The organism is Geobacillus sp. CAMR5420 (assembly GCF_000691465.1).
GTDB classification, from domain to species: domain Bacteria; phylum Bacillota; class Bacilli; order Bacillales; family Anoxybacillaceae; genus Geobacillus; species Geobacillus thermoleovorans.
Genome location: NZ_JHUS01000030.1, coordinates 17386 through 43058, shown reverse-complemented (window position 1 = coordinate 43058; position 25673 = coordinate 17386). Strand labels below are relative to the sequence as shown.

General features: G+C 55.9%; 20 protein-coding genes. 1 reads left to right on the top strand and 19 read right to left on the bottom strand.

The features are described 5' to 3' along the window. Nucleotides 1-15: 15 nt before the first annotated feature. From DI44_RS09830 to hflX, 3 genes are all read right to left on the bottom strand, one after another. On the bottom strand, nt 16-417 hold the full coding sequence (locus DI44_RS09830) for a MerR family transcriptional regulator (RefSeq protein WP_033025129.1): 402 nt from the start codon (nt 415-417) through the stop codon (nt 16-18). Between the two features lie 76 nt (nt 418-493). Continuing rightward, nucleotides 494-1765: a methionine gamma-lyase family protein gene (locus DI44_RS09835; RefSeq protein WP_033025128.1), complete on the bottom strand. Its 1272-nt coding sequence runs from the start codon at nt 1763-1765 to the stop codon at nt 494-496. Nucleotides 1766-1778: 13 nt separating this feature from the next. Further along, the gene (hflX, locus tag DI44_RS09840) at nt 1779-3026 is read right to left on the bottom strand and encodes a GTPase HflX (RefSeq protein ID WP_033025127.1); all 1248 of its coding nucleotides are present in this window, start codon (nt 3024-3026) and stop codon (nt 1779-1781) included. 160 nt (nt 3027-3186) lie between these two features. Between hflX and DI44_RS09845 the strand changes: the two genes are divergently transcribed. Beyond that, nucleotides 3187-3804, top strand: coding sequence for a trimeric intracellular cation channel family protein (locus tag DI44_RS09845; RefSeq protein ID WP_021322303.1), 618 nt, complete (start codon nt 3187-3189; stop codon nt 3802-3804). Nucleotides 3805-4011: 207 nt separating this feature from the next. Here DI44_RS09845 and DI44_RS09850 read toward each other — a convergent pair whose 3' ends face one another. The 16 genes from DI44_RS09850 to mutS all read right to left on the bottom strand — a co-directional run bounded on the left by DI44_RS09850 (nt 4012) and on the right by mutS (nt 25627). Further along, complete coding sequence (locus tag DI44_RS09850) at nt 4012-4890, bottom strand: DMT family transporter (protein ID WP_021322302.1); 879 nt, start codon at nt 4888-4890, stop codon at nt 4012-4014. Between the two features lie 98 nt (nt 4891-4988). Continuing rightward, complete coding sequence (locus tag DI44_RS09855) at nt 4989-5558, bottom strand: Uma2 family endonuclease (protein WP_021322301.1); 570 nt, start codon at nt 5556-5558, stop codon at nt 4989-4991. A gap of 150 nt (nt 5559-5708) precedes the next feature. Beyond that, complete coding sequence (locus tag DI44_RS09860) at nt 5709-6860, bottom strand: thiolase family protein (RefSeq protein ID WP_014195503.1); 1152 nt, start codon at nt 6858-6860, stop codon at nt 5709-5711. Nucleotides 6861-6993: 133 nt separating this feature from the next. Beyond that, nucleotides 6994-7839: a 3-hydroxyacyl-CoA dehydrogenase family protein gene (locus DI44_RS09865; RefSeq protein ID WP_021322300.1), complete on the bottom strand. Its 846-nt coding sequence runs from the start codon at nt 7837-7839 to the stop codon at nt 6994-6996. A gap of 14 nt (nt 7840-7853) precedes the next feature. After that, on the bottom strand, nt 7854-9473 hold the full coding sequence (locus tag DI44_RS09870; protein ID WP_021322299.1) for a long-chain fatty acid--CoA ligase: 1620 nt from the start codon (nt 9471-9473) through the stop codon (nt 7854-7856). 3 nt (nt 9474-9476) lie between these two features. Then, entirely contained in the window at nt 9477-10550 is a 1074-nt protein-coding gene (locus DI44_RS09875) for a CoA transferase (protein ID WP_011230816.1), read from the bottom strand. A gap of 14 nt (nt 10551-10564) precedes the next feature. Then, nucleotides 10565-11710, bottom strand: coding sequence for an acyl-CoA dehydrogenase family protein (locus DI44_RS09880; RefSeq protein ID WP_011230815.1), 1146 nt, complete (start codon nt 11708-11710; stop codon nt 10565-10567). 25 nt (nt 11711-11735) lie between these two features. Continuing rightward, the gene (locus tag DI44_RS09885; RefSeq protein ID WP_021322296.1) at nt 11736-13310 is read right to left on the bottom strand and encodes a fatty acid--CoA ligase; all 1575 of its coding nucleotides are present in this window, start codon (nt 13308-13310) and stop codon (nt 11736-11738) included. A 258-nt stretch (nt 13311-13568) separates the two neighbouring features. Further along, on the bottom strand, nt 13569-14501 hold the full coding sequence (spoVK, locus tag DI44_RS09890) for a stage V sporulation protein K (RefSeq protein ID WP_011230813.1): 933 nt from the start codon (nt 14499-14501) through the stop codon (nt 13569-13571). 335 nt (nt 14502-14836) lie between these two features. Further along, complete coding sequence (hfq, locus tag DI44_RS09895) at nt 14837-15064, bottom strand: RNA chaperone Hfq (RefSeq protein ID WP_011230812.1); 228 nt, start codon at nt 15062-15064, stop codon at nt 14837-14839. 34 nt (nt 15065-15098) lie between these two features. Further along, a complete protein-coding gene (gene miaA / locus DI44_RS09900; protein WP_011230811.1) occupies nt 15099-16046 on the bottom strand; it encodes a tRNA (adenosine(37)-N6)-dimethylallyltransferase MiaA in 948 nt (315 codons plus the stop codon). A 193-nt stretch (nt 16047-16239) separates the two neighbouring features. Then, on the bottom strand, nt 16240-17937 hold the full coding sequence (locus DI44_RS09905; protein ID WP_033025126.1) for a methyl-accepting chemotaxis protein: 1698 nt from the start codon (nt 17935-17937) through the stop codon (nt 16240-16242). Nucleotides 17938-18151: 214 nt separating this feature from the next. Next, the gene (locus DI44_RS09910; protein ID WP_033025125.1) at nt 18152-19501 is read right to left on the bottom strand and encodes an MDR family MFS transporter; all 1350 of its coding nucleotides are present in this window, start codon (nt 19499-19501) and stop codon (nt 18152-18154) included. Nucleotides 19502-19777: 276 nt separating this feature from the next. Further along, nucleotides 19778-20803, bottom strand: coding sequence for a C40 family peptidase (locus DI44_RS09920; RefSeq protein WP_011230807.1), 1026 nt, complete (start codon nt 20801-20803; stop codon nt 19778-19780). Nucleotides 20804-21011: 208 nt separating this feature from the next. Beyond that, nucleotides 21012-22904, bottom strand: a complete 1893-nt coding sequence (gene mutL / locus DI44_RS09925) for a DNA mismatch repair endonuclease MutL (RefSeq protein ID WP_033025124.1) — start codon at nt 22902-22904, stop codon at nt 21012-21014. A 14-nt stretch (nt 22905-22918) separates the two neighbouring features. After that, the gene (mutS, locus tag DI44_RS09930; protein WP_033025123.1) at nt 22919-25627 is read right to left on the bottom strand and encodes a DNA mismatch repair protein MutS; all 2709 of its coding nucleotides are present in this window, start codon (nt 25625-25627) and stop codon (nt 22919-22921) included. Nucleotides 25628-25673: the final 46 nt, after the last annotated feature.

Sequence of the window (25673 nt, the reverse complement as noted above, 5' to 3'; positions counted from 1 at the left end):
AATCATTTTCCATGATTAATGAAAGAAGCGAGCGAGATCTCCTTGGCGAAGCGATGCGCGCTGGAACCGCCCGGCCTGCAGCAATTCGTTCCGCAAAATTTCGCGCAGTTCCTCGTCCGACAGCTTCGGTTTTCCCACTTTTTCGACTTTCTCCGCCTGCCCGTGGCGCCCTTCCTCCCGCGCGGCAAAAATTTGCTTAATGCCCGCCAAGTTGACGCCTTGGTCGATCAAATCTTTAATTTCCAGCAAGCGGTCGATGTCATTGAGCGAAAACAGCCGCCGGTTGCCTTCGGTGCGCGCGGGCGAGACGAGGCCGTGCTCTTCATAATAGCGGATTTGCCGAGCCGATAAGTCGGTCAGCTGCATCACAATCCCAATCGGAAACAATGGCATGGAACGACGAATTTGGCTGCTCATGCCAATTCCTCCTCGCTTTTGATACCTTTATTCTACCATAATGTTAGGAAATGAGTCAATGAAACGTGACGTTTCCTCACAAACAAATCAACTGCTGTTCAAGCAAACGCTGAATGGCGGAACAGACGGCGATTTTCACATGCGAATACGTCAATCCGCCTTGCACATACGCGACATAGGGGGGGCGCAACGGCCCGTCGGCCGTCAGCTCAATGCTTGCCCCTTGCACAAACGTGCCGGCGGCCATGATCACTTTATCTTCATAGCCGGGCATGTCGCTCGGGTACGGGGTAAAATGAGCGTTGACCGGGGAGGAAGCCTGAATCGCTTGGCAAAACGCCACCATTTGTTCCGGATCGTCAAAACGGACGGACTGAACCAAATCCGTTCGCTTCGCCTTCCACGATGGCGAGGTCTTTAGCCCGATCCGCTCGAGCATCGCCGCCGTAAAGACCGCCCCCTTGAGCGCCTGGCCCACGGTGTGCGGCGCAAGGAAAAAGCCTTGATACATATCCGGCAAGCTGTAAAGCGACGGACCGACTTCCGCTCCAATGCCCGGCGAGGTCATCCGATAGGCGCACGCCTCCACATATTCCCGCTTGCCGACAATGTAGCCGCCCGTTTTCGCCAAGCCCCCTCCCGGATTTTTAATAAGCGAGCCGGCCATCAAATCGGCGCCGACATGGCATGGCTCTTTCTCCTCGACGAATTCGCCGTAGCAATTGTCGACAAACACGACGACATCCGGTTTGATCGACTTGACGAATGCAATCATGTTGCCGATCTCTTCGACAGTAAACGACGGCCGGTCCGCATAGCCGCGCGAACGTTGAATGCCGATCATTTTCGTCCGCTCATGGATCGCTTCGCGAACGGCCGGAAAATCAACCATCCCATCCGCTGTGAGCGGCACGCTGCGATAACGAATGCCAAACTCTTTCAGCGAGCCGACGCCGCGGCCGCGGACGCCGACGATTTCCTCAAGCGTATCGTACGGAGCGCCCGTGATGTAAAGCAATTCATCGCCCGGGCGCAACACGCCAAACAGCGCGATCGCAATCGCGTGCGTGCCGGAAATGATTTGCGGGCGCACAAGCCCCGCTTCCGCTCCAAACACATCGGCGTAAATGCGATCGAGCGTATCGCGGCCCGCATCGTCATACCCATAACCGGTTGACGGGATGAAATGGGCGTCGCTCACTTGATGGCGACGGAAGCTCTCAAGCACGCGGTATTGATTGACGTCGACCAGTTCATCGATGCGGCGGTGAATCGGCGCGATTTGTGCTTCGATTTCCTCGATGAGAAGAGCGATGGTTTCTCCGTGTCTCCACTGTGTCCAAAACATAGATGAACCCTTTCTACCGTTGGAATGATTGCAGCTCCCCATACAAGGGGTGCGTAGGCAGCACGTATCCTTGGCAGTCGTACGTGCCCCCCTGTTCATTATAATGCCATTCGTGCAAAATGGTGTCCGATTTTAACCGAGCGAGCAATTTTCCTTCACCGCTTGGGATCGACACGTCGTAACGGGCCATTTGCTGTTTCACCGCCTCTTCAAGAAAATAGCGGAGCCGGTCAATGTCGGCGGCGGAAAGCGCGCTCATCACGATGGAAGCAGTCGTTGTCGGAATGAATTCCGACGCTTTTTGATCGCTTTTATTGTACACCGTGACCATCGGAATGGAAGAAGCCCCCAATTCAGCGAGCAGCCGCGACACCGTTCGCTCGTGCGCAACGTAATCCGGGTGAGACGAATCGACGACGTGAAGCAATAGATCGGCTTCCGTCACTTCCTCGAGCGTCGAGCGGAACGCGGCGACAAGCGTCGTCGGCAAGTCTTGAATGAACCCGACCGTATCGGTGACAAGCACTGTGTAGCCGCATGGCAAGACACATTTGCGCGTCAACGGATCGAGCGTGGCAAACAACAAATTTTCTTCCAACGAATCGGCGGCGGTCAGCCGATTGAAAATCGTTGATTTGCCGGCGTTCGTATAGCCGACGAGCGCCACTTGAAACGCTTGGTTTTTTTGCCGGCGCTCGCGATACCGCCCTCGATGCTCAGCGATGCGCACAAGCTCAGCTTTAATGTCGTCAATGCGGCGGCGAATATGGCGGCGGTCGGTCTCGAGCTTCGTCTCCCCCGGGCCGCGCGTGCCGATGCCGCCGCCCAAGCGGGATAGCGCCTCTCCTTGGCCGCTAAGGCGCGGCAACATATACTCCAGCTGGGCGAGCTCGACTTGCAGCTTTCCTTCTTTCGAGCGGGCGCGCCTTGCAAAAATGTCTAAAATCAGCTGCGTCCGGTCAATCACTTTCACCTCGCCAAGCATTTTCGTCAAATTGCGCGTTTGGCTTGGAGAGAGCTCGCTGTTGAAAATAACGACGTCCGGTTCCAGCTGCTTGACTATGGCGGCGAGCTCTTCTGTTTTCCCTTTGCCGATATACGTCGCCGGGTGCGGCGCTTCACGTTTTTGCGTCAACTCTGCCACAACCTCGCCGTTCGCCGTCGCAACGAGCGAAGCGAGCTCCTCCATCGAATAGCGAAACCGTTCATCATCGACACCAGCGAGCTGGCAGCCGACAAGGATCGCTTGTTCACGGCTCATGGCATCCCCCTTCCTTTCCCTCGCGGCGAACATGTTCTCTACGTTCATGATACCAAATCCCACCATCGGTCTGCTAGTTCGTTCCAAAAAAACGATTGATTTTCCGCCGCTTTTGCCCCTACAATGATACAAGAACACCGCACGGAAAGGAACAGCACGAATGACGTGGGAAGTATTGAGCATCATCGGCACGATCGCCTTTGCCATTAGCGGGGCGATCGTCGCGATGGAAGAGGAGTACGATTTGCTTGGGGTGTACATTTTAGGGATTGTCACCGCTTTTGGCGGCGGGGCGGTGCGCAATTTGCTGATCGGGGTTCCCGTGTCGGCGTTATGGGAACAGCAGCCGCTCTTTCTTGTCGCTTTGGCGGCCATGACAGTTGTGTATTTGTTCCCAAAGCAAATGCTGCCGCCGTGGAAGCGGTGGGGCAACTTTTTTGACGCCCTTGGGCTGTCCGCGTTCGCCATTCAAGGAGCGCTGTATGCCGTCAACATGGGTCATCCGTTAAGCGCGGTCATCGTCGCCGCGGTGTTGACCGGAAGCGGCGGCGGCATTATCCGTGACGTGTTGGCGGGAAGAAAGCCGCTCGTGTTGCGCGCAGAAATTTATGCCGCCTGGGCCATTCTCGCCGGCCTCGCTGTTGGGCTGAAATGGGCCGAATCGCCCATGGAGCTGTATGTGTTGTTGATTGTCGTCGCCGCTTTGCGCGTTTTGTCATACACGTACGGCTGGAAGCTGCCGCGGCGGGCGGTCGGAGAAAAAGCGGGCGAGCAATGATCAAACGGCAAAAGCAACAACTACTCATTGATTTATACGAAAAGATAGACTTTTGTATAAATCGTCCCATTCCGTTTGACAGCCGTTGTATGGCTCCTCTCTGCCCCTGCCTCTTGGTACGAAGGAAGCGAAAAGAAGCAAAACCGTAAGCACGGAAGCGAAGGCGCCCAACGCGGACTCCTCGCTTTTGGTTTGCTGACGCCTTCCTTACGCGCTTTGCTCGCTTCGCACCGCCACGGCCACGCCGGCAGCAATGAGCGCCCCGCCGAGCCAAAACGAGACATCGAGTTGCTCTTGTAAAAACAGCCGGCCAAAGAGCGAGCCGACGAGCGGCTGGAAAAAGAAAAAGAGCGAGCCGACGCCGGCATCGATCATTTCCATCCCTTTGTTCCAAAGAAAAAATGCTCCCGCTGTCGATACAACGCCAAGATACAACACCCCAAGGGCGACGGGAACACTCCAATGGCTCGCAGCAAGCCCCGGCCCTTCGGCGAGCATCATCGGCGTCATGCCAATGAGTGCCACAAAAATGGCATACGTGGTGATCGAAAACACGGACAAGCGGGCCGAAGCGATTTTCACGAGCACCGACAACAGCGCCCAAGTGACCGCCGCGCCGACTAAGCAAATGTTGCCAAGAAACGTTGATTCTTCTCCGCCTCCTAAGCCGACGATGACGATGACGCCGAATGTCGCCAATAGGAGCGCGCCAAGCTTCCGCCATGTGAGCGCCTCACCAATCAGCCAGCGGGCAAACAAAACGACAAACGCCGGCGTCGAGGCGGTGATGAGCGAAGCGGTATGGGCGTTCGACCATTTCGTGCCGACAAACTGCAAGGAAATGGAAACGACGTAGCCGATGATCCCGACCGTGATAATCATTCCCCAGTCACGCCCGTTCTTTGGGGGGCGCTCGCGTTTCGCCACGGCGACGGCGCCCAGCACGATCAAGGCGACGGCGTAGCGCAGCCAGACGAGCGTAAACGGCGGAATGTAGTCCAACACGTATTTGCTCACCACATACATCCCGCCCCAAATGCCAGCGGCAAGGGATAAATAGAAGGAAGCGAGAAAGGCTTGCTTCATGACATCGATCCCCTTTGCTTTCTTCTTTCTGCTGCTGACACCAAAAGCGAAGCCGTTATTTCCAGAGATGGCAGCCAAACAAGGTTGTTCTCCATCAGCTACACATCGCTTTCTTCCGGAGGAAACACGGGGGCGAGCGAAACCGTCAAATCCGGTTGCCAAAAAGAAACCAACTCATCGCTTGGCCCGAAAACCGCTCGCTGCTCGAATCGTCCATCTTGCCAGCTGAGCACTTCGATCGTTCGATTGCTGGGGTCTACAATCCAATATTCATGCACACCATATTTTTCGTATAAATAGTATTTCTGGTTTCGATCACGCAAGGCGGTGCTTGGTGACAGCACTTCCACAACGAGATCGGGAGCCCCTTTCATTCGCCGATTCCCGATTTGCTCAACCCGACAAACAACTGATAAATCCGGCTGAACAACCGTTTTCGCCATCCGTTCCGGCTCCTCAGGATCAAGCTGAACATCAAACGGGGCAAGAATGACATGACAGCCACGCGCCTGAAAATACGAAGCCAATGCAAGGTGCAGTTGTCCGACCACATACTGGTGCTCAAACGACGGAGACGCCAATAAATAGGGAACACCATCGATCAGTTCCCAATTTCCTTCCCAATGTTCAATGTCGCGATACGTGTAAAACGGCTTCTCCTTCTGCACTGCGCTTCCCCTTTCACTTGCTTTTCTTTCATCTTATCACATCGCTCCAGTTCCGTCTCATATTTTTATTTTCTCGTCATGACAGAAAAAACAGCGGCCGCCACCGCTGTCGAGTGTGTGTCAAACAAATGTTTTTTCCACGCGTTGCTCTTACTCCCGCTCGATGATCGTGGCCGTCGCCATCCCGTGGCCGATGCAAATCGTCAATAGCCCATAGCGGCCGCCGCGCCGTTCAAGTTCATGAACAAGCGACGTCATGAGCTTCGCACCGGTGGCGCCGAGCGGATGGCCAAGCGCAATGGCGCCGCCGTTGACATTCACCTTCTCAAGCGGAGCGCCGATTTCTTTTTGCCAGGCGAGCACGACCGGGGCGAACGCTTCGTTGATTTCAATGAGGTCGATGTCATCGATCGAGAGGCCGGCTTTTTTCAGCACTTGCCTCGTCGCCGGAATGACGCCATCGAGCATATACGTCGGGTCGGAGCCGACGACCGTTTGCGCGACAATGCGCGCTTTCGGCTTCAGTCCGAACCGCCTCGCCGCCTCCCGTTCCATCAAAAGCACAGCGGCCGCCCCGTCGCTCATTTGGCTCGCATTGCCAGCGGTGATGAGACCGTCTTCTTGAAACACCGGCTTGAGCGCGGCGAGCGCTTCCGGCGATGTGTCGGCCCGCGGCCCTTCATCATCGGTGACAAGGATTTCGCGGCCATCGCGGTCAAGCCCTTTCACCGGGACGATTTCCGCGCGAAACTTCCCTTCGCGCAAGGCCGCCAAGGCGCGTTGATGGCTTTCGTACGCGTAGGCGTCAAGCTCCTCGCGCGTTAGGCCGTATTTTTTGGCGATCCGCTCAGCCGAGACACCTTGGTGGATGAATTCGTATTTTTCATGAAGCGACGGCGGAATCGTCTGCTCGTTGCCATCGCTTAAAATCGGCACTTTCGTCATGCTTTCGACCCCGGCGGCGATCGTGACATCCATATCGCCGGAGCGGATTTCCTGGGCGGCGAAATGAATCGCCTGCTGCCCCGAGCCGCACATTCGGTTGATTTGCACTGCCGGCACTTCGATCGGGAATCCGGCCTCAAGCGCCGCCAGCCGGCCGATGTTGTACCCTTGTTCGGCGACCGGCGTCACGCAGCCCATGACGATGTCTTCCACCGCCCCTTTGTCCATGCCGGCCCGGCGCACGACTTCATCGAGCACCACCGCGGCCAAATGGACCGGATGAACGTCCCGGAAGACGCCGTTCCGCTTGCCGACCGGCGTCCTGACCGCTTCGACAATGACCGCTTCACGCACCATGCAACTTCCTCCTTTTGCTCTACTTTCGTGATTTCTTCGTTGCCTTGCCTATTCGGGCGCTTCCACACGGGCGAAAGCGGGCGCTCTTTAAGCGCTTGTTGGCGCGCGGCATCAGATGGACGGCGAGCGCTGCTCAATACGTGTAAAACCCTTTCCCCGTCTTCCGCCCTAAATGCCCGGCTTCAACGAGCTTGCGCAAAAGCTGCGGCGCCCGGAACCGGTCGCCGTATGCTTCCGTCATGTTTTCACTCACAAACAAGAGCGTATCAAGCCCGACCATGTCGGCCAGCTCCAGCGGCCCCATCGGATAATTGAGGCCAAGCCGCACCGCTTTGTCGATATCCTCAGCGGAAGCAACTCCTTCTTCGTACATGCGGATGCATTCAATCATATGGGCGGCAAGCGCCCGTGTCGTCACAAACCCTTGCCGGTCTTTCACGACGACCGTTTCTTTGCCAAGCTCCACAGACAGCCGACGGATGGCGTCGACTGTGTCGTCGGAAGTCGTCTCACCTTTCACAATTTCGATCAACTTCATCACTGGCGCCGGATTGAACCAATGCATGCCGATGACGTTCTCCGGCCGGTTGGTCGCGGCGGCAAGCGCCGTGACGCTCAGCTCGGATGTGTTGGTCGCTAAAATGGCGTCCGGCTTCGCCAATTGATCAAGCTGCTGAAACACGTCTTTTTTCAGCGCCAAGTTTTCCGGCACGGCTTCGATGACGACATCCGCCCCGCGCACCGCTTCGGCCAAATCGACGGTCGAGCGGATGCGCCCGAGCGCCGCTCGCGCTTCCGGCTCGGACAGCCCGCCGGTTTTGACAAAGCGGCGCAAGCTTTTTTCCACCGAAGCGAGCCCATTTTGCAAGGCCGCTTCGGACACGTCATATAAATACACCGTTTTTCCCGCCATCGCCGCCGTTTGCGCGATGCCGCTTCCCATCACCCCGGCGCCGATGACCGCAATCGTTTCTGCCACGGTGTCCGCCTCCTTTACTCCTTCGCCGCATCGGCATAGCGCGCTGCCATCTCATCGCGCAGTTTCCGCTTCAAAAACTTGCCGACGCTCGTTTTCGGAATTTCATCGAGAAACACAATGTCATCCGGCAGCCACCATTTTGTAAATTGCGGGCGCAAAAAGTCGTACAGCTCTTCTTTCGTGACGCGTTTTCCTTCTTTCAGCACGACGCAGGCAATCGGGCGCTCTTGCCATTTCGGATGCGGCACAGCGACGACCGCCGCTTCGAACACCGCCTCATGGGCCATGAGCGCATTCTCCAAATCAACCGATGAAATCCATTCGCCGCCGCTTTTAATGACATCCTTCGTCCGGTCGACAATTTTCACAAACCCTTCTTCGTCCACGGTGACGACATCGCCGGTATGCAGCCAACCGTCGCGGAACGCGTCTTTCGTCCGGTCGTCGTTGTAGTATTCGGCAGCAATCCACGGCCCGCGCAAGCAAAGCTCGCCCATTTCCTGCCCGTCCCAACGAACCGGCCCGTTTTGGCCGATCACTTTCATCTCAAGCCCTGGAGCAAGCAGCCCTTGCTTGGCGCGAATATCCAGTTTCTCCTCGTACGACAGCCCGTCTTGATAGCTTTTCGGGCGCGAGACAAGCACAAGCGGGCTCGTTTCCGTCATGCCGTACGCGTGAATGAACGGAATGCCGTATTTTTCTTCAAACGCACGGATGATCCCTTTCGGCGCGGCTGAACCGCCGCAAATGACACGCGTCAGGCTGCTGACGTCATAGTTTCCTTTCTCCAACTCTTGCAACAGCCCGAGCCAAATCGTCGGCACGCCGGCGGTGATCGTCACCCGTTCGGAGTCAATCAGCTCGGCAAGCACTTTCGGCGTAAACGCCGGTCCCGGCATGACGATCGTCGAACCGAACCAAGTGGCGGCAAACGGCAGCCCCCACGCGTTGACATGGAACATCGGTACGACCGGCATGACGACATCGCGCTCGCACAGCCCTTGCGTATCAGCCAGCCCTAACGCCATCGCGTGCAAGACGGTGCTGCGGTGCGTATACACAACCCCTTTTGGATTTCCCGTTGTCGCCGACGTATAACACATACCAGCCGGTTGGTATTCATCGAGGTCTTTCAAGAACGGAAATGTTGGATCGCCCTCGGCAAGCAGTTTCTCGTAATGGTACACTGGCGACAACGTTGTTTCCGGCAGCTCGTCGGCATCGGTCATGACGATGAAAGCGCGTACGTTCGGGATCTCGTCCTTGATCGCTTCAATTGCCGGCAGCAAATCATCATCGATCAGCAGCACACGGTCATCGGCGTGGTTGATGATGTAAGAGATATGCTGCGGCGAGAGGCGGATGTTGATCGTATGGAGCACAGCCCCGATGCCGGGAATGGCAAAATACGCTTCCAAATGGCGGTGATGGTTCCAAGCGAACGTGCCAACGCGGTCGCCGACTTCCACCCCGAGCCGCTTCAACACGCTTGACAGCCTGCGCGTCCGCTCGCCGATCTCCTTGTATGTATGGCGGACGACGCCTTCTTTCATGCGCGAAACGACTTGCTTTTTTGGGAAAAACAACTCCGCCCGCTCAAGCATCATGGAAATGTTTAACGGTGTTTTCATCATCGGTCATTCCTCCCCCTTTACCAAATGCGCATGTTCATTGACTTTAGGCGGCTCCCCGCCGCCCCATTGGCCGTCCGGCCCATGTGCGGCCGTCCATGCGCCGCCCGGCTGCAGCCGAACGAGATGGCGGAGCCGGCTGTCAGCAAACAGCGCCTTCGCCTCACCCGTCTCCAGCACCGGGGCAAGGCAGACGTCGACCGCTTCGGCGAACGCGCTCCACTCATCCAATGTCTTTTCACGGAACAAGGCGGCGAGCTCGTCATATACGGCTTCCCCCGATCGCGCCGGCGCCCATTGCGCCTCCGTCCATTCCGGATGGCCGACCGCCTCGCAAAACCGCTGCCAAAAGTGCGGCTCGAGCGCCGCTAAACTCATATAACGGCCGTCTTTTGTCTCATACAGCTGGTAGCACACCACCTCCCCAGACAACTCGGAAAGACCGGTCTTCGGCCCACCGCCGTGTTCAATGGCAAAATGGCCAGCCATCATCGCTGCCAAGCCATCGACAAGCGAAACATCAAGATGGGCGCCTTTGCCGGTTCGCTCGCGTGCAAAGAGGGCAGCCAAAATGCGCTCGGCCGCCGCCATGCCGCCGATAAAATCGGCAAGCGTGATCTTCGGATGAACCGGGCGGCCGCGTTCATCGGCCAGCTGCGCAAGCAAGCCGGAGAGCGCCATATAGTTTAAATCATGGCTGCCAAGCAATGAGCGGCTGCTCTGTTGACCGAAGCCGCTGATCGAGCAATAGATGATTTGTTCGTTCATGCGGCACATATCGTCATAACCGAGCCCAAGCCGCGCCATCACCCCGGGGCGGAAGCTTTCGATCACTACATCGGCGCGGGCGGCGAGCCGCCGGGCTTGCTCGCGACCCGCGTCCGTTTTTAAATCCAACCCGATGCTTTTTTTGCCGGCGTTATAGGCGGCAAACAACCGGCCCTCGGCGAACGGGCGCAGCCGATCGCCGGATGGGGGCTCAATTTTGATGACTTCTGCTCCGAGCTGGGCGAGCCGCCAGCTGGCAAATGGGCCCGGCAAGTAATGGGAAAAATCAACGACTACAATGCCACGAAGCATATCTTTCCCTCTCTCTACAAATCTAGCTGCCGGGCGATGATTGTTTTCATCATCTCGTTCGTCCCAGCGTAAATGGCGCTTACGGGAATGTCGCGATAGCGCCGGGCGATCTCATATTCTTCCATATAACCATAACCGCCGTGCAGCTGCATCGCCTCGGCTGCGACACGTTTTGCCATCTCGGTAATCCACCATTTCGCCATCGACACTTCCGTGACGATCTGTTTTCCCGCCATATGCTCTTCAATGACGCGGTCGACAAACGTGCGGCCAAGGGCGATTTCCGTCGCCATCTCGGCAAGGCGGAACTGGACGGTCTGAAACTCGCTCACCCGTTTGCCGAACGCCGTGCGCTGTTTGACATATTGCTTCGTCAAGGAAAACATCACTTCCGCCGCCGTTTGTGCGGCAATGGCGACAACGAGCCGCTCCTGCTGGAGCTTTTCCATCAAATAGTAAAAACCTTTTCCTTCCTCGCCGAGCAAATTATATGCCGGCACTTTCGCATCTTGGAAAAACAGTTCGGCGGTATCTTGGGCGTGCAGCCCGACTTTCTCGAGCTTCCGACCGCGCGTAAACCCCGGCGTATCCCGCTCCACGACGAGCAGGCTGATGCCGCGGTGCGGCGGCTTTGCCTGCGGGTCGGTTTTGCAGGCGACGACGATCAAGTCGGCATGAATGCCGTTCGTGATAAACGTTTTTTGTCCGTTGACGATGTAGTAGTCACCGTCTTTTACTGCCGTTGTCGAAATGTTGGCCAAATCCGAACCCGCCCCCGGCTCGGTCATGGCGATCGCCGTGATGAGCTCGCCGGTGACGCATTTTGGCAGCCATTTTTGTTTTTGCTCCTCGGTTCCGTACGATGCGATATACGGCGTGACGATGTCGTTGTGCAGGCCGATGCCGACGAGGCTCGATCCGACTTTTTCCAGTTCTTCATTGATGACGACTGAGTAGGCAAAATCGGCGTTTAGACCCCCATACTTCTCATCGACCCACGGGCAAAGAAAGCCGTTCTCGCCCATCTTCGCCCAAAACGAACGCGGAATGATGCCGCGCTTCTCCCAATCGTTATAATGCGGGTACGCTTCTTTTTCCAAAAACTTGCGAAACGCCGCGCGGAACATATGGTGCTCCTCACGCAAATAGCGAGCCGTCACCCGTTCATCCCTCTCTTCTGTTCGGTCACTTTTTCTCTGTTCCGCCCGTCGCCTGTTTTTTCAGCTGTTCGCGCAGCAAAAACTTTTGGATTTTCCCGCTCGCGTTGCGCGGCAGGGCATCGATGAAATAGTAGGCGCGCGGACGTTTGTACGGAGCGAGGCGGTCGCTCGTTTTGCAAAACTGCTCGAGCTCATCGGCGGTCAGGAGGTCATCTTTTTTGACCACGAAGGCGACGACTTTTTCGCCCCACAACTCATCCGGCTCACCGAGCACAGCGACATCGAGCACTTTCGGATGCTCGTACAACACGTCCTCGACTTCGCGCGGATAGACGTTTTCCCCGCCGCTGATCACCATGTCATCGACCCGGTCGGCGACATACAAGTAGCCGTCTTCATCAAGGTAGCCGAGGTCGCCGGAATGATACCAACCTTTGTACAACGCTTTTTCCGTCGCTTCCTCGCGCTTGTAGTAGCCAGCCATCATGCACGGCCCGCGCATCACAATTTCACCGACTTCATATGGCGGCAGCACATCGTCTGGGTCGGACGGCCCGTCTTCACGCGCACGGACGACGCGGATCTCATGGTTCAGGCAGGCGCGTCCAGCGGAACCGGCTTTTTTCAGCTGCTCGTCTTCCAACAAAAACGTCACCGCCGGCCCCATTTCCGTCATGCCGTACGCTTGAATCAGCTCGATGCCGAGCTGCTCTTGGCATTGCCTGACAAGCGCTGGAGCCATCGGAGCGGCGCCGTATAGGCCGAGGCGAAGCGAAGATAAATCGTAACCGCTTACATTCTCCTGCAAGATCATGTTCCACATCGTCGGGGCTCCAAACATGATCGTAATCCGCTCCCGTTCGATCGTTTCAAGCACGAGCTTGGCGTCAAAATGGTGCAAAATGACGCTCGCCGCTCCGGCATGCACGCGCGGCAGCAAGCAGCAATGCAGCTCGGCGCAATGGAACAGCGGCGCTGCCGCCAGCCCGCGATCCGTCTCGCGGATGCGCATGACGCCATGGCAAATGACGCTTTGCTCGATCATGTCGCGGTGACGGTGCATCACTCCTTTTGGACGCCCAGTTGTGCCGCTTGTATACATAATGGCATAAAGATCGCTCTCATCCACATGAACACGCGGCGCTTCCCCTAGGGCCCGCGCGGCCTGCTCGTGAGCGTTTTTGGCAAACGGCGGCGGATCGCGGTCGATCGACCAAAATGACACGTGCGGGAAACGGCTGTGAATCGCGGCAAGTTCCGGTTCCACCGCCCGTTCAAACAGCACGATTTTCGGCTCGGCGTCCGTCAAAATATAGGCGATTTCTTCCGCCCTCAGCCGAAAGTTGATCGGATTGAACACCGCGCCGATTTTGGCGCAGGCAAACAAAGCGGTCGCGAGCTCAAGCGTATTGTACAGCACCGTCGAAACGCGATCTCCTTTGCGGACGCCCGCTTCCAAAAACGCGTTCGCCCACCGGTTCACTTCCCTCTCCCATTCGGCGTACGTATAGCGGCGTCCGGTCGCCGCGTCGACGACCGCCTCCCGGTTTGGAAACTTTCGCACTGTCTGGGAAAACATCTCCCCAATCGTCATGTACAAGCGCCTTTCCCCCTTTTCTCCGAATGGACGCAGGGCGTGCAGATCCACTAGACAGATAATTCAGATAAATAGGTGTATGATGCCCCCGCTGTTTATGTATTCGCTCTTTTTGATCGCATTCCTCTTTTTTGCGGCACAAAAAAGAAAGGAAGACCTCTTTCTTTCGACAAGAAAAAGAAAGAGGAGCCTCCTTTGCTTTTTTTCATCTCGCGCCGAGAAGACCCCCACTTCCACGCGTGAGCGTAGGTGGGAGAGCGTTCAAGCATGAATCACTAAATCGCGGTCACGGATCGTCATCAGCTCTTTTTTGTCGTAGCGCCCTTCATGAAGAAGGCGGACCGCCTGCTTGCGGATCGCTTTTTCGATTAAGTTGCGCACATAGCGGCCGTTGCTGAACTTGAGGCGGCCGGTCGCTTCCAGCGTCCCTTCGAGATGAATGTACAGTTTCCGCTCCGCTTCCGGCGTCATTTCATACTCGCGTTCGCGCAGCATTTGCTTGGCGATTTGCACAAGCTCCTCGACCGTGTAATCGGGAAACTCGATCGTGAGAGGAAATCGCGACGGCAAGCCAGGATTTAACGACAAAAAATAGTCCATTTCTTTCGGATAGCCGGCCAAAATCACGACTAGGTCGTCGCAATAGTCTTCCATTCCTTTGACAAGCGTATCAATCGCTTCTTTGCCGAAATCTTTTTCCCCGCCGCGGGCGAGCGAATACGCTTCATCGATGAACAAAATTCCGCCGCGCGCTTTTTTGATCAAATCGCGCGTTTTGCTCGCCGTATGCCCGATGTACTCTCCGACCAAATCGGCCCGCTCCGCCTCGATGAAATGCCCTTTGGACAGCACGTTCATCTCAAAAAACAGCTTGCCGAGCAAGCGCGCCACCGTCGTTTTGCCGGTGCCGGGATTGCCTTTGAAAATCATATGGAGCGCCTGGCGGTTGGCCTTTAAGCCGTTCTCCTTGCGCAGCCGGTTGATGTACAGCCAGGCGTAAATTTCCTTGATGATTTTTTTGACATGATCAAGGCCGATCAGCTGATCAAGCTCCTTTTGAATATTGCGGAGCGCCTGATGCTCTTCGCCATCGAGCCAGTCGTTTCTCTCTTCTTTCACTAAATGGTTTACCGTTTTGGAGTTCAACACGATGTTGATTTGCCCTTTCGCCTTGTTCATCGTCAATTCTGACAAGGGGCGTCACCTCGCTTCCCGTTTTCTGCCATCCGCACCCGTTCCGACTTGGCTTTTGACGCCTTGCCTTTTCGTTACTAGTATACGTACGCCACCGCCGATCCGTGACAATCGCCCAAACGAACAGCGGGTCGGCTATAGCGGAAAAAGTTTGTATATGTTTATTCACAAAAGCGGCGGTTTACGCATCTGAATTCACCTCGTCCCTCACTTCCCTTCGGGTGACGCAGGAGCTTGTCGATCAAATAGCGGGCGCGGAAGGAAAACGGGAAATGGCAAAAGGCGCCCTCCGCGAAGGAAGGCGCCTTTTTTCGGCGGCGTATGTACCGTCGGTCTTACTGTTCGGTTTCAAAATGGATGTTCCGCTCCGGCGCAAACGTCGAAATGGCGTGCTTGTAAATGAGCTGTTGTTTTCCTTGCACTTCCAAAAGTACGGTGAAGTTGTCAAACCCTTTAATGTATCCGCGCAGTTGGAAGCCGTTCAATAAGAAGACGGTCACTTGAATGCCCTCTTTGCGCAGCTGGTTTAAAAACTGGTCTTGAATATTGATCGTATTTTTCATCAAACGTCCTCCTCTTTTCTCTCTAAGGATATAATTATATATTCGCTTCAAGTTGAAGCTTTCCTGCTACATAGCGAGAAATTTCCTCCACCTTGGCGGCGAACTGCCCAGCGTCGGTCATGTCAAACCATTTCACCGGCATTTGGTTGCGAAACCAAGTGAGCTGCCGTTTCGCATAGCGGCGCGAATTTTGTTTCAGCTGCTCGATCGCTTCATCAAGGGAAACGCGGCCGTCAAAATAGTCGTACAGCTCCTTGTAGCCGATGGCTTGCACCGCCTGGCAGTCGCGCAGGCCGCGGTCATAAAGCGCCCTCGCCTCTTCGATCAACCCTGCGGCGATCATCTCATCGACCCGCTCGTTGATGCGGCGGTAAAGCGCCTCCCGCTCCGCCGTCAAGCCAACGATGGCCGCCTCATACAAAAGCCGCTTTGACTGCCCTTGCTGCCACTCGCTGAACGGCTTTCCGGTGCAATGATACACTTCTAAGGCGCGGATGACGCGGCGGATGTTGTGCGGATGAATACGGGCCGCACTTATTGGATCAACCGCCTCAAGCCGCCGGTGAAGCGCTTCGGCTCCTTGCTCGGCCGCCAGCTGTTTGAGCGCCCGGCGGTACGCTTCGTCGGAAGGGGCGGCGGAAAATTGGTAATCGTAAAGGGCTGCCTGAATGTACAGCCCGGTGCCGCCGACGATGATCGGCAGCCGGCCGCGCGCCGAAATCTCGGTGATGAGCGCACGGCAAAGCCGCTGAAATTCGACGACGGAAAACGGTTCGCACGGCTCTTTGATGTCCAGCAAATGATGCGGGATTCCTTCCATCTCATCGGGCTTCACTTTCGCCGTGCCAATGTCCATCCCTTTATAAATTTGCATCGAATCGCCGCTGATGACCTCTCCGCCCAGCTTTTTCGCCAACGCGATGCCGAGCTTCGTTTTGCCGACCGCCGTCGGCCCGACGATGACGGCGACTTTTTCAGCCATAGCGCGTCACTGCTTTCTGTTGTGGGACTTGTGTCAACCATCATTATACATAAAAACAGCTGTGCATGGAACCATTTCTTTCATACGTTTTCGCCATCCACAAATCGTTTTATACATGGCAGCGCGAAAAATCGCCTTTCTTCCCTTTCGCCATAACCATATGGAAAAAAATGAACGCCATAAAAGGCGCTCATCATAATGAAAACTTGTTGACAATCGCCTGCAAATCGTCCGCCATTTTCGAGAGCGACGCGGCCGAAGCTGAAATTTCCTCCATCGAGGCCAGCTGTTCCTCGGTCGCCGCCGACACCTCCTGCGCACCGGCCGATGTCGACTCGGCCACGTCGGCGACAAGCCGGACGGAGCGCACCATTTGCTCCGAAGAAGAGACTATGTCGCTGACCGCGGTGGATACGTCGCGGATTTGCGCCGCAACTTCGTCCACGGCGGCGCGAATGCGGGCGAACATTTCTCCCGAGGCGCGAATGACGTTCGTTCCGGCCGTCACTTCGTTGACGACCGACTCCATTGATTGGACGGCATGGACCGTTTCTTCTTGAATGGCAGCGATCAATTCCGCGATTTGCTGGGCCGATTGGGCCGATTGCTCGGCGAGCTTCCGCACTTCGTCAGCAACGACGGCAAAGCCGCGCCCGTGCTCGCCGGCGCGCGCCGCCTCAATGGCGGCGTTTAAGGCGAGCAAGTTCGTCTGCGCCGCGATGCTGCGGATTGCTTCGATGATCGAGCCGATTTGCTCGGAACGGTGGCCAAGCCCTTTAATGAGGTCAGCCAGCCGCTCGACCGTATCGTTGACTTTGTTCATTTGCGCAACGCCCGCCTCGATCGTTTGCCCTCCCTCAGCCGCTTGTCTTGACGCCTCAGCAGCGATGGCGGACACGCTTTGCGCCCGTCCGGAAATTTGCTCGATTCTCTCAGACATCGAATCGACGGCGGCGGACGTTTCTTCCACGCTTTGCATTTGCTTGTCCATGCCGGAAGCAACGCCCTGAATCGTCATGGCGATTTGCTCGGTCGCCTTGCTCGTCTGTTCGGCGCTCGCTGCCAGCTCCTCCGACGAAGCGGCGACTTGCTCGGCGTTTTGCGCCACTTCTTGAAGCACTTCGCGCAAGTTTTTCGCCATTTGCTCAAACGAAGCGGCGAGTGCGCCAATTTCATCGCGGTTGCGAACCGAGAGCCGCCCGTCCGTCAAATCGCCGGCGGCGATCCGCTTCGCCGCTTCCGACAGCGCCAATAGCGGGCGGGAAAGCGAGCGGCTGATGTAATAGCTGACGGTCGCTCCAGCCGCCGCCGTCAACAAGCCGACGATGATGATCAGCCGCTGGACCGCAGCCGCCGATGCGCTCGCATCATCATTAGCTTCCTTCATTTCCCGCTGCTGGAGAGCGACCAATTGATTCACCTTTTCATCAAATTGGGTTGTTAAGTCGCGCCCTGTTGTGGTCACAAGGGCGATGTACTGCTCCGGTTTGTTTTGCGCTTTTAGGTCGAACGTTTTTTGCCCAAGTTCGTAAAACTGCTGTTCAAGCAAATCGAGCTCGGCAAGCAACTGTTTCGTTTCTTCCCGCGTCAGCTCCGCCGCAAGCTTTTCGCTTATTTTCTTGTACTCCCCATGCGCTTTTTCAAAATTTTTCCTTGACGTCTCATCGCCGGTCAACAAATAGCCGCGCATGCTGCCGACCTCGCGGCGGATCAATACTTCAAGCTCTTTGGCATTGACAAGCTTCGTCACCCGTTTGTCGATCACATCGGTGTATGTACGGTCAAGAGTCGAAATTTCGTAATAAGAAAACCCGACTAGCAGCGCGATCAACACGTAGACGAGGCCGAAGCCAGCCAGCAGTTTTTTGCGCACGGTCATTTTCATGTTCATTGGCAAGTCCTCCGTCTGTGAATCAGTATGTTGTTCCATCTACATTATCGGATGATAACAGCCAATGTTTAGTATTTTTTTTGGCTCTTTCGCCATCTTTGATGAAAAGGCCTGCTTCATTGAGAAAATCAACTGGATTTTCTCAATGAGCCTCCTCTTTCACCGTAAACTCGCAAGGAGAGCAAACCGGCCGCCCCCATGCCGCTTCCCCGCCTTACGCCGTTCCTTCCGGCTGCCACGTGTTTCGGCCGGTTTCGGCTTCATCATGAATGAAAAGCGAGGTGACAAGCGCGGCGATGCTGCCAATGAGGCCGAATAAAAACAAATGATGGATGCCGGTCATAAACGTCGGCGCCTTCGTCAAAAACGCTCCCATGACGGTCACGCCGATCGCCGTGCCGATATTGCGGCAAAACATAAAAAAGGACGTCGCGATTCCTTTTTCATGGACGTCCGCAAGCTGCTGCGAGCCGATGACGCCGACGGTCGAGGTCAACCCAAACGACAGCCCTTGGACAAACATGACGAAAAACACATACCAAAACCCGTGACTTTCGTTCAGCAGCGCCAGAAGCAAGCCGGACGCAACCAGCAGCACATTGCCGATGATGAGAAGCGGACGGTAGCCATAGCGCAAAATCCATTTCCCGGCCGGCACGGCGGCGATCATCCAACCAACGGACGAGCCGAGCAAAGCGACGCCGCTGATAAATACCGATAAATGAGCAACATTTTGCAAAAAGAGCGGAATGTAGCTTGACGTGCCAAACAGCGCGACGCAGCTGACAAAGCCGTTAATGTTCATCCATTTGAGCGTGCGGTGATGAACAAGTGAAAGCGGCACGAGCGGAGACGGCTGCCGTTTTTCGAAAAAGTAAAACACCATGAGCAAGAGCGCACCGGCCGCCCCGTACCACCATTGTCCGCGCTTCGCAACAGTGACGAGCAAAAGCAGGCTGACTGCGGCGGCAAATAACACCGCCCCCATATAGTCAACCGCCGCCCGCTTCGGTTCATATACTTCTTTATATGGAAACAACGTCACAAGCGAGAGCAGGCAAATGGGAATGTTGACATAAAAAATCCAGCGCCATGTCGCGTATTCGACAAACAGCGAGCCTAAAAGCGGCGCCAAGACGGCGGAAATCCCCCACATGGCGGTAAAAAACGCCTGGATCTTTCCGCGCCTTTCCACCGGAAACAAATCGCCGGCGATAATGGCCGGAAACGGCATCATAAACCCGGCGCCGACCCCTTGTACGGCGCGGAACAGGACGAGTTGCACCATATTTTGCGACAAACCGCAAAGAAGCGAGCCAATCAAAAATAAAATGATGCCAAAGCTGAATACGTTTTTGCGGCCAAACAGGTCGGACAGACGGCCGGCAATCGGTGACAGGACGGTTGTCGTAATCATGTATGACGCAAACGCCCATGCATAAAGGGAGAATCCCCCAAGTTCTTTGGCGATGATCGGCATCGTCGTGTTCATGATCGTCGTATCCATCGAGGCGACGAGCATGGCCAGCACAATGCTCACCATCACGGACAGACGGCTGTTCATACCAATGCCCTCCTTTTTGATCATCTATGAATATCTTATTTTACATGATGAATCATCATGGCACCAAATGATACGCGCCAGAAAGCCGGACTATTTGTACTTGTTGCTGTTTTTTGTTGCCTTAAAAGCAGAAAGCCTCAAAACCGCTAACCCGTTTTTCCGCGGCATCATCCTGCATCTTTGTTGGATTCGGCTTTCACTCGCACGAACAACAAAAAAGCTGTTCACCGAAGCGCCTAAGGCTTCGCACGAACAGCTGCGTTAATCGTCTTTCATTTAGTTGATGACCCGAACCGCTTTTACATACCGCGTTTTCCAATAGGATGACGTCAGCGACGAATACGCAACACCCAACGAAACGGTCGCGTTGATCATTTGCCCGTTGCCAGCGTAAATGCCGACATGGTTGATCGTCCCATTTGAATCGGTGTCAAAAAAGACGAGATCGCCTTTTTGCAATTGGTTAAACGACACCGTTCTTCCGGCTTGCGCTTGAGCGGTGGATGTGCGCGGCAGCGAAATGCCGGCTTCGCTGAAGACGCGCATCGTAAACGATGAGCAGTCAAACACATCGGTGCGCGACGGGCTTGCTCCGTACAAATAACGCGCCCCTAAATATTTTTCCGCAATATCGATGATTCGGTCGGCAAGCGATGCGGACGACTCAGTGGCAGCCGAGTTGGCGGCCGATACTTGCTGCTTGGCCTCCCGGACATCAGTCGTTCCGCCCGCCACTTTAATGGCTTGGCCAATGCGGATGGTGTTCGGGTTTGTAATTTGCGGATTCAGTGCCAATAGACGGTCGACCGTCGTTTGAAACTTGTTCGCAATCTCAAGCAGCGTATCCCCCGCCTGCACGATATACCGGCCGCTTGTCGGCACGGCTGCCGGCTGCACATTGTATGTATTGGAACGTTCCTGTTCCCCTGCTACTTGCAGCTTCTGCCCGGCGCGAATGAAGTCTGGGTTCGTAATGCTTGGATTAAGCTTGAGCAACGCATCCACAGTCGTGCTAAACTTGCGGGCGATTCCGCTTAGCGTATCACCAGGCTCGACCGTATATGTATTCGAAGAAGTTTCGTTTGATTTATTTGGTTCATTGACGCGCAATACTTGTCCGGGAAAAATCAAATCCGAAGACAAACCGTTTTCTTGCTTTAACGCTGCGACCGTCGTGCCGGATTGCCGGGCAATCTTCCAAAGCGTATCGCCTTTTTGCACCGTATAGCTCGCCGCCGATGCCGCGTGGCCGGCCAACAGCGAGCCGATCAACGTGCTTGTCAATACAACCGTCTTTTTCATGCTGCATCCCCCTATGACGTCGATATGGATCTTTATCTATCCAGCCGCTTAGCCAAAATTCGCTATCACTCTACAAAATTCACCACGTATTCCTACACATGAGCCATTATAGTAAAATCAAAGCAATCCGTCTGTAACAGAAAGAATAAAAGTAGATTACAAAACGATTACAAAAAGCGCCCCCTTTGTCGCGCAAAGGGGGCGCAGGCTACATCACCCGTTTAAATAGTTTTTCAATTTCATATGTCGAAAAATGAACGATGATCGGCCGGCCGTGGGGACAAGTAAATGGGTCCGTTGTCTGCCGCAGCGCCTCAAGCAAAGCGAACAGTTCATCCTGGCGCAAATGTTGGTTTGCTTTAATGGCGCGCTTGCAGCTCATTAAGATCGCCGCTTGTTCGCGCAATTGCTTGATGTCGACCGTTTTGGCCGCCAACACTTGTTCGATCATTTCCTCGATGATTTCCCTTTCTCTCCCTTTCGGAAACCACGTCGGATGGGAGCGAACGAGAAACGCCCGCGGCCCAAACGGCTCAAGAAACACGCCGCAGCGCGCCAGCTCATCGCGGCAGGCGGCGATCCGCTCGTACTCGTCGGCTGGATATTCAAACATCAACGGAACGAGCAGCTCCTGCACTTCCTTCGTGGCTTCGCCGAGTTTTTCCCGGAAATATTCATAGTTGATCCGCTCTTGAGCCGCATGCTGATCGATCATATACAGCCCATGTTCGTTCTCCGCCAAAATGTACGTCCCATGCAATTGTCCAATCGGATAAAGCGGCGGCAGGCGATCGGCCGCCGCTTTATCCTCCGCTTGCCCATCTGTCGGCAAGCGGGGAGAGCACCGCTCTTCTCCCTCCTCTTCCTCCTGCTTTCGCTCGAAAGCGGGCCCATGTTCGTCCGGTATTCCACATTCATCCGTCTGCACAGCCGCGGATGGCCGCTCAGCCGGTGCGTCACCGGTTAGCGGCGCAAGAGGGGCGGTCGCATCTTCCCCGCCGCCGATGTCGCTCGATAAGACAGACGGCTCGCGGACGCGATGAGTGAACGTCCAAGCCGCCTGCTCCGCCTTTGGTTTTGCCATCTTGCTGTCGGCAGATACGGACGGAATGAGCGTCCGCTTGCGAAATGCCTGGCGGATGGCGTCTGTGACGAGCTCATTCAGCTCTGCTTCCTTGCTAAAGCGGACTTCGAGCTTTGCCGGATGGACGTTGACATCGACAAGCACCGGATCCATTTCAATGGATAAAAACACAATCGGATAGCGGCCGATCGGCAAGAGCGTATGGTAGCCGGCTTCAATCGCTTTCATGAGCGGCACGCTGCGCACATAGCGGCCGTTGACAACAAGCGAGATGTAGTTGCGCGAGGCGCGCGTCACGTCCGGCGGCGAAATGTAGCCGCGAACGGTAAAATCGAGCGATTCCGCTTCGATGGGGATCATTTGTCTCGCCGTCTCGGCGCCGTAAATAGCGGCGAGCACGTGCCGGACATCGCCGCTGCCATTGGTGGCAAGCAATGTTTTGCCCTGGTGGCGGAGGCGAAATGATACGTCCGGATGGGCGAGCGCTAGTCGGTTGACGACGTCGGCCGCATGGCCGAGCTCGGTGTGGATCGTTTTCATATATTTCAAGCGCGCTGGGGTGTTGAAAAACAAGTTCGATACGGTAATATCCGTTCCTTTGCGCCCCGCCGCCCGCTCGCGGGAGACGAGTGCGCCGCCTTGAAGCACAAGCTTCGTTCCCGGTCCGCTGCCCGTGCCGGTCGTCAGCTCCACTTCGGATACAGAAGCGATGCTCGGCAGCGCCTCACCGCGGAACCCGAGCGTGCGGATGCGGAACAAATCGTGCTCGTCATGAATTTTGCTTGTCGCATGGCGTTCAAAAGCGAGCAAGCAGTCGTCTTCCTCCATGCCGTCGCCGTTGTCGATGACGCGGATTTTCGCCATTCCCGCCTCTTCAAGCTCGATGTTGATGACCGTACTATGGGCATCAATGGCGTTTTCCACCAACTCCTTGACGACCGAAGCCGGCCGCTCGACGACCTCGCCGGCGGCGATTTTGTTTGCCAGCAGGTCATCGAGCTTGCGGATGCGTCCCATCGGGCCTCCCTCCTTTACTTGAGGAGCTTTTGCAGTTCATACAGTTTGTTGAGCGCCTCAAGCGGCGTCATCTCGAGCAAATTGATCTCTTTCAGCGCCGCGAGCGCCTTTTTCTCTTTGTTTGAAAGAGGCGGCTCCACAGGCGCCGGGGCAAGGTCAGGAAACATACTCAGCTGCTCAAACGCCGCTTCCGCCAAAACGCCCTCCCGCGCCGCGCCGGCTGACGGACGGGAGGCCTTCTCGCGCTCAACCTTGCTGCCGACGTCTAACGCTTCGTTCCCCTGAAAAGCCAAACCCGCTTCCGCCAAAGCGCCATCGTCCATCCTGCCTGCGGCGGCTTCCTGTTTTCCCGCCGCTTTCTCCAGTTCCGCTAAAATGGCCCGCGCGCGTTCAATGAGCGAAGCCGGCAGCCCGGCCAGCTCGGCGACGTGAATGCCGTAGCTCTTGTCGGCCGGCCCGTCGGCGATTTGATGCAAAAAGACGACTTTGCCGTTTTCCTCGATGGCGCGGGCATGGACGTTCGAAAGCCGCGGGAGCGAACGCTCCAAGGCGGTGAGTTCATGGTAGTGGGTGCTAAATAGTGTTTTCGCGCCGATATGGTCGTGAATGTACTCAATGATCGCCTGGGCGAGCGCCATGCCGTCGTACGTCGATGTGCCGCGCCCGATTTCATCAAACAAAATGAGGCTGTTTTGTGTCGCATGAGCGATGGCGTGGCGCGCCTCCAACATTTCGACCATAAACGTGCTTTGTCCTGCCGACAGGTCGTCAGCAGCGCCGATGCGGGTGAACACTTGGTCAAAAATGGGCAGCACCGCCCGCTCGGCGGGAACGAAACAGCCGATTTGCGCCATGACGGCGGTGAGCGCCACTTGCCGCATGTACGTGCTTTTTCCAGCCATGTTCGGTCCAGTGATGAGCAGCATTTCCCGCTCGCGGTTCATGTAGCAGTCATTCGGCACGTACATTTGCGCGCCGAGCACTTTTTCGACAACCGGGTGGCGGCCGCCTTGAATCACCAAGACGCGCTCCGTGGAAAACTGCGGACGCACGTAGCGATACTCGTCGCTGATCGTTGCGAATGATTGAAGCACATCAAGCTCGGCAATGGCTTTCGCCAACGTCTGCAGGCGCGGGATGTATTGCTTCACCTGCTCGCGAATGGCGACAAACAGTTCATATTCGAGTTCGATGCTTTTTTCTTCCGCCTCCAAAATGAGCGCCTCTTTTTCCTTCAACTCCGGGGTGATAAACCGCTCGGCGTTGGCGAGCGTCTGCTTCCGCTCGTAACGTCCTTCCGGAACAAGGGGGAGATTGGGCTTTGTCACTTCAATATAGTAGCCAAACACTCGGTTGTAGCCGACTTTGAGCGATTTGATGCCGGTCGCTTCCCGCTCCTTCGCCTCAAGTTCAGCGATCCACGCCTTGCCGTTGCGGCTCGCATCGCGGTAGCGGTCGAGCTGCTTGTCATATCCGTCTTTGATGAGGTTCCCTTCTTTGACGGAAAGCGGCGGCTGTTCTTGAATCGAGCGCTCGAGCAAATCGACGAGCTCTTCGCACGGGTCAAGGCGCTCGCACAGCTTGTCCGCTTCAGCGAGCGGCAGTGCGCCGACCGTCTGGCGGAGCGCCGGCACTTGAAGAAGCGACTTTTTCAGCTGCACGAGATCGCGGGCATTGGCGTTGCCGTAGGAGACACGGCCGACAAGGCGCTCAATGTCGTAAACGCCGCGCAGCCTGTCGCGCAGCTCCTGCCGTTCAAAATAGCTCGTTTTCAACGTTTCCACAAAATCGAGGCGCCGTTCGATTTCGCGCCGATCAATGAGCGGCCGGTCCAGCCATTGTTTTAAGAGCCGCCCGCCCATCGCTGTCACCGTTTCATCCAAAAGCCATAACAACGAGCCTTTCCTTCCTTTTGACCGCACCGTTTCGACCAATTCCAAATGCAGCTTGGAATGTCGGTCCATTTTCATATAGTGGTCAACTTGATACAACTCAGCCGGCTGCAAATGATCGAGCCGCCGCTTTTGCGTGCGGACGAGGTAATGAAGCAAGCGGGCTGCGGCCTGCCGCAGCTTTTCTTGCGCCACATGGCCGATGACGCCGTTCCATTCGTCGCATAGAGATGTGTCGTCCTCATAAGAGACCGCCGCCCCGTACCGCTCTTTCAGCTCGCGCACCCACTCTTCGCCGCTGTCTGTGGCAACGATGATCTCCCGCGCTCCAACGGCGTGCAATTCGTTTGTCGCTTCCTCCCACGAAGAAAGAAGCGTCAACCGGACCTCGCCGGTCGACAAATCGGCGTAAGCCAATCCGTATGTACCATCAGCAAACGGCGTGAGCGCCGCCAAGTAGTGGTTTTCCTTCTCGGTGAGCCCTTTGCCTTCCATGAGCGTCCCTGGGGTGATGAGCTGCACAACTTCGCGGCGAACGACGCCTTTGGCCGTTTTCGGGTCTTCGACTTGTTCGCAAATGGCGACTTTATATCCCTTTTCGATTAACTGCTCAATATATCCTTGCGCCGAATGGTACGGCACCCCGCACATCGGCACCCGTTCATCGCCGCCGTCGCGGCTTGTTAATGTAATTTCCAGCTCTTGCGCCGCCTTGATGGCGTCGTCAAAAAACAGTTCGTAAAAATCGCCAAGCCGGAAAAATAAAAACGCGTCCGGATATTGCGCTTTAATGTGCAAATATTGCTGGATCATCGGTGTGTACGATGGCATCGCTTCTCCCCAACCTTTTCGGCCCGAAGGCTCGTTGATTGCGCTA